15 protein-coding genes and 1 pseudogene are annotated in these 14,871 nt (G+C 64.8%); 14 read left to right on the top strand and 2 right to left on the bottom strand.

The window, feature by feature from the left end:
- Positions 1–70: 70 nt before the first annotated feature.
- Both LXM90_RS00550 and LXM90_RS00555 read right to left on the bottom strand, forming a co-directional pair.
- Positions 71–1,471 carry an NAD-dependent succinate-semialdehyde dehydrogenase gene (locus tag LXM90_RS00550; RefSeq protein WP_234081447.1) on the bottom strand — a complete coding sequence of 467 codons (1,401 nt, stop codon included), beginning with the start codon at positions 1,469–1,471 and terminating at the stop codon, positions 71–73.
- Between the two features lie 81 nt (positions 1,472–1,552).
- Positions 1,553–2,353, bottom strand: a complete 801-nt coding sequence (locus tag LXM90_RS00555; RefSeq protein WP_127992206.1) for a helix-turn-helix transcriptional regulator — start codon at positions 2,351–2,353, stop codon at positions 1,553–1,555.
- A 379-nt stretch (positions 2,354–2,732) separates the two neighbouring features.
- Between LXM90_RS00555 and LXM90_RS00560 the strand changes: the two genes are divergently transcribed.
- The 14 genes and pseudogenes from LXM90_RS00560 (at position 2,733) to LXM90_RS00625 (ending at position 14,865) form a co-directional block, all read left to right on the top strand.
- Entirely contained in the window at positions 2,733–3,638 is a 906-nt protein-coding gene (locus LXM90_RS00560; protein ID WP_234081449.1) for a LysR substrate-binding domain-containing protein, read from the top strand.
- A gap of 332 nt (positions 3,639–3,970) precedes the next feature.
- Positions 3,971–4,759, top strand: a complete 789-nt coding sequence (locus LXM90_RS00565) for a substrate-binding periplasmic protein (RefSeq protein WP_234081451.1) — start codon at positions 3,971–3,973, stop codon at positions 4,757–4,759.
- A gap of 43 nt (positions 4,760–4,802) precedes the next feature.
- Positions 4,803–5,564, top strand: a complete 762-nt coding sequence (locus tag LXM90_RS00570) for an amino acid ABC transporter ATP-binding protein (RefSeq protein WP_326491892.1) — start codon at positions 4,803–4,805, stop codon at positions 5,562–5,564.
- A 35-nt stretch (positions 5,565–5,599) separates the two neighbouring features.
- Positions 5,600–6,271: an amino acid ABC transporter permease gene (locus tag LXM90_RS00575; RefSeq protein ID WP_234081454.1), complete on the top strand. Its 672-nt coding sequence runs from the start codon at positions 5,600–5,602 to the stop codon at positions 6,269–6,271.
- A gap of 4 nt (positions 6,272–6,275) precedes the next feature.
- Positions 6,276–7,520: an NAD(P)/FAD-dependent oxidoreductase gene (locus tag LXM90_RS00580; RefSeq protein WP_234081456.1), complete on the top strand. Its 1,245-nt coding sequence runs from the start codon at positions 6,276–6,278 to the stop codon at positions 7,518–7,520.
- A gap of 9 nt (positions 7,521–7,529) precedes the next feature.
- The gene (locus LXM90_RS00585) at positions 7,530–7,895 is read left to right on the top strand and encodes a RidA family protein (RefSeq protein WP_127992211.1); all 366 of its coding nucleotides are present in this window, start codon (positions 7,530–7,532) and stop codon (positions 7,893–7,895) included.
- A 949-nt stretch (positions 7,896–8,844) separates the two neighbouring features.
- Positions 8,845–9,447: a TetR/AcrR family transcriptional regulator gene (locus LXM90_RS00590; RefSeq protein ID WP_234081458.1), complete on the top strand. Its 603-nt coding sequence runs from the start codon at positions 8,845–8,847 to the stop codon at positions 9,445–9,447.
- An 85-nt stretch (positions 9,448–9,532) separates the two neighbouring features.
- On the top strand, positions 9,533–9,781 hold the full coding sequence (locus LXM90_RS00595; protein ID WP_234081460.1) for a hypothetical protein: 249 nt from the start codon (positions 9,533–9,535) through the stop codon (positions 9,779–9,781).
- A 50-nt stretch (positions 9,782–9,831) separates the two neighbouring features.
- Positions 9,832–10,515 (top strand): type 1 glutamine amidotransferase domain-containing protein, encoded by a 684-nt coding sequence (locus tag LXM90_RS00600; protein WP_234081461.1) that lies wholly within the window; start codon positions 9,832–9,834, stop codon positions 10,513–10,515.
- A gap of 251 nt (positions 10,516–10,766) precedes the next feature.
- Positions 10,767–11,219 (top strand): RrF2 family transcriptional regulator, encoded by a 453-nt coding sequence (locus tag LXM90_RS00605; RefSeq protein WP_234083082.1) that lies wholly within the window; start codon positions 10,767–10,769, stop codon positions 11,217–11,219.
- Positions 11,209–12,111 (top strand): annotated as a pseudogene (locus tag LXM90_RS00610) (NAD(P)/FAD-dependent oxidoreductase); the annotation flags it as partial. The gene LXM90_RS00605 and the pseudogene LXM90_RS00610, both read left to right, overlap by 11 nt.
- Positions 12,112–12,412: 301 nt before the next feature.
- Positions 12,413–13,216 (top strand): helix-turn-helix domain-containing protein, encoded by an 804-nt coding sequence (locus tag LXM90_RS00615; RefSeq protein WP_234081463.1) that lies wholly within the window; start codon positions 12,413–12,415, stop codon positions 13,214–13,216.
- 203 nt (positions 13,217–13,419) lie between these two features.
- The gene (locus LXM90_RS00620) at positions 13,420–14,433 is read left to right on the top strand and encodes an aldo/keto reductase (protein WP_091928693.1); all 1,014 of its coding nucleotides are present in this window, start codon (positions 13,420–13,422) and stop codon (positions 14,431–14,433) included.
- 9 nt (positions 14,434–14,442) lie between these two features.
- Positions 14,443–14,865 (top strand): SRPBCC family protein, encoded by a 423-nt coding sequence (locus LXM90_RS00625; RefSeq protein WP_234081465.1) that lies wholly within the window; start codon positions 14,443–14,445, stop codon positions 14,863–14,865.
- Positions 14,866–14,871 lie beyond the last annotated feature (6 nt).

A 14,871-nucleotide genomic window follows, 5' to 3' on the forward strand; every position in this document is an offset into this window, starting at 1 on the left:
CGAGGGCGCATGGCTGGAGTTCCTGCACTTCGACCGCCTCCAAGCGGCGAGGAGCCTGTCGGACCGCCGACTACGCGGGCGCCTTCACCCAGACCGTCTGCGCGTTCGTGAACTCGCGCAGGCCGAAGTGCGAGAGCTCGCGCCCGAAGCCGCTTTTCTTGACGCCGCCGACCGGAACGCGCGCATTGGAGGCAGTGAAGCCGTTGACGAACACGCCCCCGGTCTCCAGTCGCCGCGCCATGGCTTGAGCCTTCCCGACGTCTGCCGTCCAAACGTTGCCGGAGAGCCCGTACTCGCTTGCGTTGGCAAGCCGGATCGCATCCTCGACGTCCTCCGCGACCACGAGCGCGCCAACGGGTCCGAAGATCTCTTCGTCGAATGCCGCCATCCCGGGCCTGACATCCGCCAGGACGGTCGGCTCGTAGAAGTACCCGGGACCATTCATCTTGTGGCCGCCCAGCAGCAATCTTGCGCCGGCTTTAATCGAACGCTCGACCTGATCGTGGATCCCGTCGCGCAGGTCGCCCCGGGCGATAGGCCCGACGAACGTCGCCTCGTGCATTGGGTCGCCCACCTTCAGCGCAGCGGCTGCGTCGACGAACTTGCGCGTGAATTCCTCTGCAATCGGTCGTTCTAAGATGATGCGCTTGGCGGCGAGGCAAACCTGCCCGGCATTTTCGTAGCGGGACTGGACCGCGGCCTTCACGGCCCCATCGAGGTCCGCGTCGACAAGAACGATGAAGGGATCCGCGCCGCCGAGTTCGAGCACGCTCTTTTTGATTACCCGCGCGGCGGTCGCAGCCACCGCCGAGCCCGCTCGCACGCTCCCTGTGACCGAGACCGCCGCGATCCGGGGGTCCTCGATCACCCGGGCTACGGTGTCGTTGTCCGTGTTCAGGTTGGCGAATAGACCTTTGGGGAAAGCGCTTGCCTCGTAGACTTCTTGCAGGGCGAAAGCGCAACCCATGACGTTGGTCGCATGCTTCAGCAGGAACCCGTTGCCCGATAGGAGGATCGGTCCCGCCGCGCGGATAGCCTGCCACAATGGCAGGTTCCACGGCATTACGCCGAGCACCGTGCCGATCGGAAGGAACGACACGTAAACGTTGTCGCCGTCCACCGGGGCGGGCTCGTCCGCCAGGACCGCAGGCCCGTGCTCGGCGAACCACTCTATCGTCGCGGCGCACTTCTCGACCTCATAACGGGCGAGTGCCAAGGTTCGACCCATCTCGGCGGTGATCAGCCGCGCGAGCGGCTCCGCGCGGGCTCGCAGCGTGGCGGCCAAGCGCCCGTAGCAGGCCACGCGCTCCTCCATCGGGGTCGCACGCCAAGTCGCGTATGCGGCGGCGCAGCCAGCGAGCGTGGACTCGATCGCCTCTGCTGTCTGGAACGGGTAGGTCGCGATCAGCGAGCCATCGGCAGGGTTGCGCGAAGTCGCGCCTCTAGCAGGTTCTAAGGCTTGGTCGGGCATCCGCTATCCTCACCGAGTCGGCGTCGTTTCGCGGATCCGAGGTACGGCGGCGGCGATACTCCAAACAGGCGTGCGCTTAACCTATGAGCAGGACTCATAGGCTGCCGATCGCAGCACGTACGAAACCATCGTCAGCTCCGGTTGTCCCGCTGACGTCAACGTCACGTAGGTGTACTCGACAAGGCCGAGCGAATGGTGCCGGAGGCGCTTGGTCCCCTCGTCGAACACATCGACGTCGACACCCGACCACCACTCCCGGAACTCGCGGCTTCCCTCGGTGAGCTGTGTCACCAATTCATCAAAGTGCGCCTTGTCTCCCGCCCGCACCCGGGCCGCACGGAAGGCGGCCACGTAGCGGCGGGCCAGCGTCTCCCAATTGACGATCAGGTTGCGGTAGGGCGGATGCAGGAACAGGAGCCAAAGCGTGTTGCGTTGAAAGGGCGGCAACGTATCGTAATCGACGAATTGGTCAGCAGCAGCGGCGTTCCAAGCCAAGATGTCGAACCGGGCGTTGCGGACGTAGGCAGGAATCGGGTCGACGGCTTGGACAAGCATGACTAGCCCGTCGCTCGGCCGCTCACTCTTCTCGGCAAACAGCACGCCGGGCACGGAAAGTGCTAGGAGATGAGCTGCCTCGACGCGGTCGAGCCGAAGCACCTTGGCGATCCGCCGGAGCGTGTCTGCGGAGGCGCGGATGTCGCGTCCCTGCTCAAGCCACGTGTACCAACTGACGCTGACGCCGGCGAGGACAGCGACCTCCTCGCGGCGCAAGCCCGGTGTGCGGCGGTTACCTGTTGGCAGTCCGAACTCTTTCGGGTCACAACGCGCGCGCCGGCTCGCTAAAAAGGCGCCCAAATCGCGACGCTGCTCTATCGAGGTCATATGAAACTTTGCACTTCCGAATGTTGATCAAGACCGAACCGAACGATGGCGTCGTCCCCGTCGATGCGACAGGTCGTTGCTCCTCGGCTGGCTCACAGACTCTCGAACTAGCGCAGACTATCAAAGCATGCCATCGCCAAACGACCAATTCTCTTTGGCTGTCCACCATCGCATGATTTGAGACTGTTTGCGATTCTGAGAAGCAGAGGCTCTAGCCTATCGGGGTTGGGAAGTTAGGCAGCCTGCGCGTTGTGGCGCAAGTGGACCTGCTTCGAGAAAGTGGAGCAAGTCCGTAGGATGTTGTTCACGCCGTTCCGCTCGATGGCCCGTCCAACTGACAGAAGCCGAGCCCGAGGGAATGCGCGGAGACGGGGGCATCGTGAAGCATCAACATCTCGAACTCTTCAGGGCCGTGATGCGGACCGGCAGCATCACGGGCGCCGCCCGCCTACTTGGGATGACGCAGCCCGGCGCCAGCAAGCTCATGGCCAAGGGCGAGGAATTGTGCGGCTTCCCATTGTTTAGTCGAGTCCAGAATCGCTTGATCCCTACGGAACGTGCCACCCGACTCTTTCGAGAAGCCGAGCGGCTGTTCGTGGGCATGGAAGAGATCAATCGGCTGGTCGAACGACTGCGCTGCGATGGCCCGATGCGCACCGTCGTCGCCGCCATTCCCATGATCGCCCAGGAGATCCTGCCGCAGGCGGCGGCCGACTGGCTCGCTGCCGTCGATACCCAGCTGTTCGTGACTACGCGCGATGCAGGCGGCGTACTCGCCATGGTGACTTCGCGCAACGCGGATATCGGCTTCACTATGAGCTTCCGCAGGACGCCCGGCGTGCGGAGTCAGTTAATTACGCGGAGTCGCGCGATGTGCGCGATGGCTGAAGGTCATCCGCTGGCGGCGAAATCGGTGATTACCCCGGCCGATCTTCATGATGAAGACTTTATATCCATCTCACGACATGAAGGACAGCAACAAAGGATCGATGATGTCTTAACGAAGGCGTCGGCACGACCTAGGGAAGTCGCCGAGATGCCGCTGATCATCGGTGCCGCTGCAATGGCCAGAGCCGGCCTCGGCCTTACCTTCGCGGACGCCTTCTCCGCCCGGCCATGGCATGGGCAAGGTCTCGTTCTCCGACGGTTCGAGCCAAAGGTCTGGTTCGACTATCACGCGATCTGGCTCGCAGGTTCGCCGCAGGCGTCGAACATCCAATCACTCATCGCGGCGACGCGAACGTCGATGATCGCGCGACTGCAAAGCTTCGACGGCGATGCCTGACCCACATAGCCGCCTGCGCCGTCGCAAGGCAGCATCCCGGTGCGGGCGGTCGTTCGAACCATAACAAAAATACATGGTCCATAACGCCCATGCCGGTAGACAGTCGGTCGTAGTGCGAAGAATATTCGGCCTTGCAACACAAATCTTTCGCTTCCAGCCGGGACTTGAGCGCAAAAATAACGGGCGTGATTAGGGTTGTCTTGAAGCAATCGCTTGGTCGAGCAGATGCTTAGTGCCTTGGGCGTGACGTAGTGTCGACTTCCATTCAGTGCGCCGGTTTGAATGTTTCGTGAATTAATCAGATTAACAGTCAGCATCGGAGGACTGTCAGGATGGCTGGTAACACGACCAAGAATGTCTCCGTTGCAACCATGATCGTGGCGGTGTTGTCCGTTTCCGCCACTGCGCAAGACGGGGGTAAGGACCTGGGCCGGATCCTTGCTCAGAAGATTGTCCGTGTCGGCGCGGTCGATGCCTTTCCATCCTACCGGCAGGATCTCGCCAGCGGCAAATGGGAAGGAATATTTCCGGAGTCCGCCGAGGCATTGTTCGGCGCGATAGGTGTGAAGGTCGAGTATGTCCCGACCGATTGGGGAACCGCCGCAGCTGGCCTGCAATCGGGGCGCTTCGACCTGATTGGTGGGTATTCCGCAACGCCGGAACGTGCACTCGCGGTGGCATTCACTATCCCGGCTGCACGTGTCGGCGTGGGACTCGCCGCAATCCGTGACGAGAAGAAGGGCCTTGCTGAGAACTGGGCCGATATCAACAAGCCGGAAGTCCGGATCGCGCTCGTGGATGGCTCGGCGACCGTGCGCATGGTCCAGCGCATAGTCCCGAAAGTCACCTACGTCGTCGTCAAGTCGGAAGACGCCGCGATCCTCGAGCTGGAGAGCGGCCGTGTCGACTATTTCGCCGCTCCAGAATCTAGCCTCACGCGATACGGCCAAGTGCGCAGGAATGTGCGCGTTAGCTACCCCAAGCCGGAGATCGGCCAGAACTCAACTTTTGCTTTGCGCAAGGGCGAGCGTGACCTGCAGGAATGGCTCAACGTCTCCCTCGGCGCCTTGATCGCCGACGGCACCATCCCCGCCATCCGCGCCAAGTTCCTCAATCCGTAGAGGTCGCGGCGCAAGCCATGTGCTCGCCAGAGAGGAGTAAGTCTTGGCACTGCTGGAAATCCGCGACCTTCACAAATCCTTCGGCGCGCTCGAGGTCCTCAAGGGCGTCGACTTGACGGTCGAAGCGGGCGAGATCGTCGGCTTCATCGGTGCCAGCGGATCCGGGAAATCGACACTCCTTCGCTGCATAAACCACATGGAGGTGCCGACCCGCGGCGAGGTTCTGCTCGACGGCGAGATCGTCGGAGTCAGGCAGGCGGGCCCAAGGCTCGTTGCGCGTTCATCGGCGGAAATCAGCCAGCAACGCCGTCGAATGGCGATGGTGTTCCAGCACTTCAACCTCTGGCCGCATAAAACGGCGCTCGAGAACGTAATGGAGGGCCCGGTCGTCGTTCAGAAGATCGGGCGCGGCGAGGCCCGGGAAAGGGCTGTTTCAGCCCTCTCCCGCGTCGGACTTGCCGACAAGGTTGCGGCCTATCCGAGCCGTTTGTCTGGCGGTCAGCAGCAGCGCGTTGGCATCGCCCGGGCGCTCGCGCTCGAACCGCAGGTCATCCTGTTTGACGAGCCGACGTCGGCGCTCGACCCGGAACTCGTCAACGAGGTTCTGTCCGTGATCCTAGGACTCGCCAACGAGGGCATGACGATGGTCATCGTCACACATGAGATGCGCTTCGCCAGGAATGTCTGCAACCGCATCGTCTTCCTCGATCAGGGCACAATCGCCGATATCGGAGAGCCGTCACACATCTTCGGACCGACAGCCAAGACCCGGACACAGAATTTTGTCCGAAATTACAGCGGCTGATTTTCGACCTGACGGCACAGACATGGGCTGAACCGATGGATTACGAATGGAATTTTTCTGTCGTCTGGGATTATCAAGCGGTCCTACTGAACGGGCTACTCCACACGGTTGCTCTCGCCATCGTCACGATCATCGCCAGCATGATTCTTGGCCTCTTTCTTACGCTGCTGCGTATGAGCAGGATGCCGTTTGTCCATCCCGCCATATCAATGATAATCTCCATTGTCCGGGCAGTGCCAGTGCTAGTCCTCCTGGTTTGGATGTACTACTGCTTACCTATCGTCACAGGGTGGAGGCCGAACGGGTATACTACCGTCGTCATTGCCCTATCGATCTACAGTTCCGCCTTCTTCGCCGAGATTTTCCGTAGCGGCATCCGGTCGATCGACCGTGGTCACATAGAGGCCGCGCAGTCGGTGGGCATGACCCGCGGTCAGACCTTTCGAAGGATCGTCGCACCACTGGCCTTGCAACGCATATTCCCTCCCTTGGTAAGCCAGTGCATCCTGGTTCTGAAGAATACTACGCTCGCCGGATACGTCGCTGTTCCTGAACTATTATACGTCGGACAGCAAATCAGCGTGAGAACCTTCAGGCCGCTCGAACTTCTAACAGTGGTGGCTGTATTGTACGTCATTACCATCGTGCCACTCACCTTGATCGCGGAATATTTCGAGAAGAAATTTCACGAGAGTTACTTTAGGTAGAGCGATGGAAAATCATGACGAAATTGTAGTCATCGGTGCAGGCGTTGTGGGCTTGGCCATCGCTGTCCGATTGGCACGCGCCGGGCTCTCAGTCATTGTTCTCGATCCGCTGCCTCCCGGCGGTCGCGCCTCGTTCGGCAATGCAGGCATCATCAGTCCAGCGACGGTGATGCCGATGTCAGGGCCTGGAGTCTTGCGGAAGGTGCCGGGCTGGATGAGCGATCCACTAGGCCCACTGTTTGTCGCTCCACGCCATTTCCCGCGCACTGTGCCGTGGCTGGTGCGCTACATCATGGCCGGCCGCCCGCAACGGGTGCGCGCCATCGCTGCCGCCCTGCACTATCTCCACCGCGATTGCGTCGCGGACTGGGAACATCTGCTCGGCGCGGAATTCATGTCTCGCAACCTCCGCTTTCAGGGCAACCTGCAACTCTGGTCAGGTCCAGGCACTACTGCGGGCTCCGCGCTCGGCGCCGAGATCCGCGGGCGTTACGGTATCGATGCAGAGACCCTCTCGGGCGAGAGGCTGCGTGAATTGGTCCCCGGCGTTACATCGGCGATCAGGCATGGCCTGCTGCTGCGGGCGGGCGGCTTCACACTCGATCCGGCCGAACTCGCCGCGCACCTCGCGCAGGAACTTGGACGGCTTGGGGGACGGATCCTCCAGCGCTCTGTCGAGCGCATCAAACGCGGGGCAGCAGGGCGGATCTCACTCGCCACCAACCTTCACCCAGTCGAATGCCGAAGGGTCGTGGTGGCCGCTGGAATTTGGTCCGGTAGGTTGCTGGCACCGCTCGGAGTGCGAGTCCCGCTGGAGGCCGAGCGCGGTTACCATGCCACGCTTCCCAACCACAACGTCCAGCTCGCGCATGCGATCGGCTTCCGGGATCGCGGCTTCTCGATTACCCCGATGCGCCAGGGCTTGCGGGTAGCCGGCACAGTCGAATTTTCCGGGCTCGACACACCGCCAGACATGCGGCGTGCCCAGAGGCTGGTGCGCCACGCGGCCGACCTCTTCCCCGGCATCACGCATGACGAGCCGCTGCTTTGGTCCGGCATTCGGCCGTCGCTACCCGACAGCCTACCGATCATCGGCCCCGTCACACCCGAGGGCGACGTCGTGATGGCCTTCGGCCATAGCCACTACGGCATGAGCGGCGCCCCCGGCACGGCGCGCCTCGTCGACGACATCCTGCATGGCAGGCGCAGGGATGAGCACGCCCTCTTCAGCCACCAACGATTCAGATAGGAGCATCCCTTGAACATACAGCGTAAACTCGTCGAGAAGCGATATAGCAAGCTATCGATCTACAATGGTGTCGCCTATTTCGCCGCGACGCCAGATCGGCCCTTCGACGTCTCGGCAACCATAATTCCCCAAGCTCGCCAGATCCTGGCGCGCGTTGAGGAGCGCCTTGCTGAAGCCGGATCGACTAAGTCCGACTTGTTGTTCGTGATGGTCATTTTGTCCGACAGGAACTATCTCTCCACGTTCAATGAGATTTGGGACGAATGGGTCAGCGATATCATCCCGCCGTCGCGTGCGTGCGTCATAGCCGAGTTGACCAATCCGGATATGAAGGTTGAATTCATCATCCATGCACGGGTGGGTCTTGCGCACTGACATAGTAACTTCGGCGCATGTCCCTTGTGGTGGAATTATGTTAGAGGGGCATTCGTCGCTTTGGTTTGCGTCTTCTTTCCGATATCTCTAACCCGGCCTCAGGCAACGGCGAGCGTCCAAGATGGCACGCAGCCCCGCGGCACACGTTAACGCTCCGCACGGAGTGCCCTCTTTCGCCCGCCCCGTACCCCCCCCTCCCGAGATCTCAGGCCAACGTCAACCCAACCTGATTCACGTCCCGCTGCAGATCGCCTCTGCGCCCGCAGCGCTTCCGGTACGCGCTCAGCAAATTCGGGATGAGCTCACTGCAGCCGTCGCGAAGAAGCTGTAGCATATCGGCTGAGCACTCGAGGCCCTATCGCCCTATCCTGATGCAGCCCTCTGCCTGCCGCCAGATCCGCTCGACCGGTCGCGACGGCCGGAGAACTGGAATAGAGGTCAATTATAAGCCGGATCAATCACAGTGGCCCTAAAGCCATACCATGGGGCGGATTACTTCACCGGGGTGTATCATGCCCCAGAGATGACCTCGCGTCTGGCAAGGTCCACTCTTCCTTCGGGAGTGAACTCGATGCAACTCTAAAGCATGAACTCGCTGCTGGCGCCACTCAGACCCATAAACTGAGCTGTTGCAACGTCCGCTTCGGAGAAGCCCCTGGAGTCGGCTGAGCGGCTGAATCGGGCGCATTGCAGAACGTCCGCTTCCGGGCAACGGCCCATCACAGCAGTTGACCCGTTGCAGACCTTCCGCCCCGCCCATGTGAATGTCCGCTCGGGGGGTTAAAGCCGCCCCAAAAGCGGCGGCCATGACGTCAGCATGTCGTGGCCCATTGTCATGGTGGCCATTCTGGTGCGGGAGCCAGCGGGGTTTCTGTGGGGCAGAGGTAATTTTCTCGAAAATCGTTGCGAGCCACTAGACGACCGGTCTAATCAGGTACATATTCGGGCCATGGCACATGTCAGCGGCAACACCGACACTCGGCAAGGCATCCTCGACACCGCCCATCGCATCATGGGCGCCAAGGGGTTCTCGGGCGTCGGCCTCAACGAGATCCTGGCCGCGGCCGGGGTCCCGAAGGGTTCGTTCTACCACTACTTCGGCTCGAAGGAGGCCTTCGGCGAGGCGCTCCTGGCCGATTACTTCGAGGACTACCTCGCCGACATCGACGCCACTCTCGCCGAGCCCGGCTTCAGCCACTCCGAGCGCCTGATGAACTACTGGCGCAAATGGCAGGCGACGCAGGGGAGCATCGACTACCAGCGCAAGTGCCTCGCGGTGAAGCTGGCGGCCGAGGTCTCTGACCTGTCCGAGCCGATGCGGCTGGCCCTGAAGGCCGGCACGGCCGGGATCATCGACCGCGTGGCCGGCGCCATCAAGGCGGGCGTCGCCGAGGGTTCGCTGACCGTCGAGGGTGAGCCGCGTGCCACGGCCGAGACCCTCTACCACCTGTGGCTCGGTGCCAGCCTAATGGCGAAAATCGAGCGCACCGACGCACCGTTCGATGCCGCGATGACGACGACGCGGCACATCCTGAACCCGCAACGAGCCTGACCGGGCGAGCCCAAGGCGAAGCCTGACCTGCTCGTGCGGAACCTGTAGACGACCAGTCTACTCAACTGTGACGATGGAGCAGACCATGACCCCGCGAACCGCACACCCCGTCGCCCCGTACCTGCTACTCGCCGAGCTCGGGGCCGCCCTGTTCGGTGGTACCGCCGCCTCCGCCGAGGAGCGCATTACCCTGGAGATCATCGGTGCCGTCCGCATGACCGGCCCGGGGATGGTCCGCCCCGCGGACGCCACGCAAGTCAGGGCCGAGGACACCCAGGCGCGCGAAGCGAGCGTCGAGCGTCCCTCCGAGAGGATCGCGGCTCGGCACAACTGACGCCCCCGAACCCTTCGAACGACAACCCCGACCCCCACCGGAGAACGACGATGAAGATCCTGATGGTGCTGACCTCTCACGACCAACTCGGCGACACCGGCCGCAAGACCGGCTTCTGGCTGGAAGAGCTCGCTGCGCCCTACTACGTGTTCAAGGACGCCGGCGCCGAGGTGATCCTGGCCTCGCCCAAGGGTGGCAAGCCGCCGCTCGACCCGAAGAGCAACGAGCCGGGCTTCCAGACCGACCTGACCCGACGCTTCGAGGCGGATGCCGAGGCCAACGCGGTCCTGGCGGACACGGCGCGGCTCGACGGCGTCACCCACGAGGGCTTCGACGCGGTGTTCTACCCCGGCGGCCACGGCCCGCTCTGGGACCTCGCCGAGGACGCCACCTCGATCAAGCTGATCGAGACGACGCTCGGGGCCGGCAAGCCCGTCACCCTCGTCTGCCACGCCCCCGGCGTGCTGCGTCATGCCAAGTCGCCCGACGACAAGCCGCTGGTGGAGGGCAAGCTCGTCACCGGCTTTACCAACACCGAGGAAGAGGCGGTCGGTCTAACTGCGGTGGTCCCGTTCCTCGTCGAGGACGAGCTCAAGCGGAATGGCGGCCGGTTCTCGAAGGCGGGCGACTGGGAGCCCTACGTGGTGGCCGACGGCCTGCTGATCACGGGGCAGAACCCGGCCTCGTCCGGACCGGCGGCCGAGCGCCTGCTGGCGCATCTCCGCCAGGGCTGATTGCCTGCACCAACCGGGAGGCGGCCGCCCTGCGGCGTCCGCCTCCCGGCACTGGCCGCGAATGCATAGAGAATGACCACCCCCGGGTTTCCGGCCGGCACTGCCGGTGACCGGGCCGTGTGCTTTCGCGACGGTCCGGTTCCACGCGGCATCGAGCCCGAGCGGTCGTCACCATGCGTCTGCCCGGCCCGACACGAAGCTATGCACCGTTCCGGTTGACGCGCGGCACGCAATGTAACATCACTTGTTACATAAAACGCGATAGCCGCCTTTCCGGCATCCTCCACGTGCTGCTGCACATGGCGGAGGAGCCGCGACCGCTCACCTCCGAGGCGCTCGCCGCGGCCATGCAGACCAACCCGGCGGTCGTGCGCCGGACCATGGCCGGTCTTCGGGAGGCGGGCTTCGTCCGGTCCGGGCGCGGGCACGGGGGCGGCTGGACCATCGCCCGAGACCTGCACGAGATCACCCTCCGCGACATCCACGTCGCCCTAGGGTCGCCCGACCTGTTCGCCATCGGCAACCGCACTGAGGCGCCCGGCTGCCTCGTCGAGCAGGTCGTGAACGCGGCGCTCGACGACGGCTTCCGCGAGGCCGAGCGGGTGCTGCTGGACCGCTTCGGCGGTGTCACCCTCGCCGCGCTCAGCGCCGACTTCCACGCCCGCGGCGGCGCCCTGACCCTGGAGCAAGCCCATGCCGTTTGACGTGATCGTCGTGGGAGGCAGCTTCGCCGGCTTGGCGGCGGCCACCTACATCGCCCGCGGACGGCGCTCGGTCTGCGTGGTCGACGCGGGCAGCCCGCGGAATCGTTTCGCCGCGGCCTCGCACGGATTCCTTGGCCAGGACGGCAGCAACCCACGGGCGATGCTCGCGCAGGCCCGCGCCCAACTCGCGGCGTACCGCCAAGCGACCATCGTGGAGGGTGAGGCGGTCGACGTCCGCGCGGGACGGGACTTCACCGTCACCCTTGCGAGCGGGGCTACCCTGGACGCGGCTCGCCTCGTCCTCGCCTACGGCATAACGGACGTGCTTCCCGAGATCCCGGGCTTGGCGGAGCGATGGGGTAGGAGCGTCCTCCATTGCCCCTACTGCCACGGCTACGAGTTCGCCGACCGGAAGCTCGGCGTGCTGGCCGTGTCCCCGCTATCCGCGCATCAGGCCATGCTGATCGCCGAATGGGGGCCGACGACGCTCTACCTGAACGGCGGGGACATGCCCGACGAGGAGACATGCGCCCGCCTCGCGAGCCGTGGCGTTGGGATCGAGCCCGCCGCCGTTGCGGCCCTCGTCGGCGAGGGCGGGACGCTGTCGGGCTTGATGCTCGGCGACGGGCGCACGGCGGCCGTCGAGGCCCTCTATCTCGCCCCGCGTTCGCGCATGAACAGCCCGCTGGCGGAACGGCTCGGCTGCGCGCTCGACGAAGGGCCGTTCGGTCCGGTCATCCGCACGGATGCCTCCAAGCTGACGACCGTCGTTGGGGTGTATGCGGCGGGCGACATCGCGCGGGCGCCCCACAGCGTGAGTTGGGCCGTGGCGGACGGCGTCACAGCGGGTGTCTCGGCCCACCAGTCACTCGTGTTCGCGAGCTTGGCTGCCTGTTCGGCGACGGCCTCGCGGACGGCGAACCCCAGGCCCTCCAGCCGCTCTGCGAATTTTCGGCCCCCGGGGCAGGATGGTTCCGCCTACCGGCTTGAGGCGCTCACCGCGACGGTCACCATAGGATCGCGGGCACGCTTGCCGTAACGGCTTGCGATGGGTCAGGATCGGCCTGGAAGACCGTGCGCGGCTTCGATGCGCGAGCGCTCCTACCCAAGGTGCCTTGATGTCGTTCGAGACGATGGGGGACCAGCGGCGAGGAACATGCCAGGTGCTCGGTCGGGTCGACCATCGGTCCCGGTTGGTCGTCGAACGCCGGGTCAACGGCGCCGGATCGCACCCGAGGCAAGCCTATCCCTGCAACGAGCTCATCGTGATGCTCGGCGGCCGCGCTGTCGTACGACGCACCGGTGACGGTCAGGACGAGAAGTGCCTCGCCGGGGCCGGAACGGCCTGGACCGGACCGGTCGGCTTCATGGAGAAGGCGGAACTCTCGGAGGCCATCTCGTGCCTCCACGTGTGCCTGCCGCCGGCCCTCATCGAGCACAGTGCCCTGGCGGACTACGGCATCGACGCCTCGCTGGTCGAACTCGCCTTCGTCGGCGGCTTGGCCGACCCGCTCCTCGTCAGCTTCGCACGGGCGTTCGAGGGCATGCTCGGCAGGCCGCAGTTGCCGACGGACCGGTTGTTCGTCGATGGTCTGACGACCGCTTTGGCGGCCCACCTGATCGCCAATTACACGGTGGACCGCTGGAAGCCGTCCACCGCTCCGCGAAAGTTCGACGACCGCCGCCTTAAGCGGGTGACCGATTACATCGAAGCGCATTACGCCGACCCCATTCCCCTCGAACGCCTCGCGGCCGAGGCCTGCCTCAGCCCCTTCCACTTCGCGCGCCTGTTCCGCGAGGCGACCGGCCTGACCCCGCATCGCTACGTGACGGACCGGCGGGTCCGAGCGGCCCGGGAGGCGCTGGCGCTTGGTCGGGCCACGCTGATGGAGATCGCGGTCGAGCAGGGCTTCGGCACCCAGGACAACTTCACGCGGGTGTTCCGCAAGAGCACCGGCCTGACGCCCGGGCAGTACCGGGCCACGGTCCGTCGCTGAGACCGACCGGCCTTTCGTTGCTCGATACCCCATACGCAACAACGGCCGGCAGGTTCGCAAGAACGGCCGATACGGCTCCGTGCGGGGCCTGTACGCCGTTTCGCGGGGCTAGTCGGGGTTATCGCGAGGGACACGACCCCCTTCTGCCGGCCCGACGACGACGGCCCCGATGTCGCGCTGACTTCCCCACGCTCGGAGGAGCCATGACCATCAGGGACGCCCTGCTCGCCGGCCCGCTCGGCTTCGGCGCCGCACCACTCGGCAACATGTTCCGCGACATCCCCGACGACGAGGCGGAAGCCACGGTCGACGCGGCGTGGCAGGCCGGCACGCGCTACTTCGACACCGCGCCCTTCTACGGGAGCGGCCTGTCGGAGATCAGGCTCGGCAAGGCCCTGTCGAAGTACCCGCGCGACGCCTACCGCCTCAGCACCAAGGTGGGCCGCATCATCCTCGACGAGGTCGAGACCGGCGCTCGCGACCAGGGCGAGAAGGGCGAGATCTTCAAGTACGGTCGCCCGAACAAGGTCGTCTACGACTACACGGCCGACGGCGCCAAGCGGTCCATCGAGGACAGCCTGAAGCGCATGGGCGTCGACCGGCTCGACTTCGTGTGGGTCCACGACATCGCCAGGGATTTCCACGGCGACAAGTGGATCGGGCTGTTCGAGCAGGCGCGCACCGGGGCCTTTCCCGCCCTCGACCGACTGCGCGACGAGGGCGTGATCGAGGCCTGGGGCCTCGGGGTGAACAACGTCGAGCCGGTGGAGCTGCTGCTCTCGCTCGACGAGGTGCGCCCGAACGGCACCCTGCTCGCAGGCCGCTACACGCTCCTCGACCACGGGAGGGCGCTTGAGCGCCTGATGCCGGCCGCGGTCGAGAGGAAGGTCGAGATCGTCATCGGCGGTCCGTACAGCTCGGGCGTGCTCGCGGGCGGCGCGCACTTCGAGTACGGCTCGGTGCCACCCGAGATCGCCGCCAAGGTCGAGACCATCAAGGCGCTGTGCGGCAGGCACGGCGTGCCGATCAAGGCGGCGGCGCTCCACTTCTCGCTCGCCCATCCCGCCTCGGCCGCGGTCATCCCCGGGGCGAGCCGCCCGGAGCGGATCGCTGAGGACCACGCCGCCATCGGCTTCGAGGTGTCCGGGGATTTCTGGCGCGACCTGCGCCGGAGCGGGGTCGTGGCGCCCGACGCGCCCCTCCCGTCCGGTCAGTAGGGGGCGGCCATGGCGACGGCATCGGCAAGCGTCGAGATCCCGGCTCCGGCCTCCGAGGTGTGGCGGCTCATCGGCGGGTTCGGCTCCCTGCCGGACTGGCTGCCCTACATCCCCAAGTCCGAGTTGCACGAGGGCGGCCGCGTCCGGCACCTGGCGAACCCTGACGGCGGCGTCATCGTCGAGCGGCTGATGGCCTTCGACGAGGCCGGACGGAGCTACAGCTACCACATCCTTCAGTCCCCCTTCCCGCAAAGGGGTTACCTCTCGACCTTGCGGGTCCGGGAGAACGGCGACGGGCAGCGGTCGCGCGTCGAGTGGTCCGGCGAATTCCAGCCGGTCGGGGTCAGCGACGCGGAGGTCACGAAGCTCTTCCAAGGTATCTACGAGGATGGTCTCGCCGCCCTGAGGAAGCGCTACGCCGACGAGGGCTGAACGGCC

This window comes from Methylobacterium oryzae, assembly GCF_021398735.1.
In the GTDB taxonomy this organism is placed as follows: Bacteria; Pseudomonadota; Alphaproteobacteria; order Rhizobiales; family Beijerinckiaceae; genus Methylobacterium.

Bases quoted from the DNA above. Each gene is read 5' to 3' on its own strand.
- LXM90_RS00550 (WP_234081447.1), bottom strand. From the start codon at position 1,471: ATGCCCGACCAAGCCTTAGAACCTGCTAGAGGCGCGACTTCGCGCAAC.
- LXM90_RS00555 (WP_127992206.1), bottom strand. From the start codon at position 2,353: ATGACCTCGATAGAGCAGCGTCGCGATTTGGGCGCCTTTTTAGCGAGC.
- LXM90_RS00565 (WP_234081451.1), top strand. From the start codon at position 3,971: ATGGCTGGTAACACGACCAAGAATGTCTCCGTTGCAACCATGATCGTG.
- LXM90_RS00575 (WP_234081454.1), top strand. From the start codon at position 5,600: ATGGATTACGAATGGAATTTTTCTGTCGTCTGGGATTATCAAGCGGTC.
- LXM90_RS00580 (WP_234081456.1), top strand. From the start codon at position 6,276: ATGGAAAATCATGACGAAATTGTAGTCATCGGTGCAGGCGTTGTGGGC.
- LXM90_RS00590 (WP_234081458.1), top strand. From the start codon at position 8,845: ATGGCACATGTCAGCGGCAACACCGACACTCGGCAAGGCATCCTCGAC.
- LXM90_RS00595 (WP_234081460.1), top strand. From the start codon at position 9,533: ATGACCCCGCGAACCGCACACCCCGTCGCCCCGTACCTGCTACTCGCC.
- LXM90_RS00600 (WP_234081461.1), top strand. From the start codon at position 9,832: ATGAAGATCCTGATGGTGCTGACCTCTCACGACCAACTCGGCGACACC.
- LXM90_RS00620 (WP_091928693.1), top strand. From the start codon at position 13,420: ATGACCATCAGGGACGCCCTGCTCGCCGGCCCGCTCGGCTTCGGCGCC.
- LXM90_RS00625 (WP_234081465.1), top strand. From the start codon at position 14,443: ATGGCGACGGCATCGGCAAGCGTCGAGATCCCGGCTCCGGCCTCCGAG.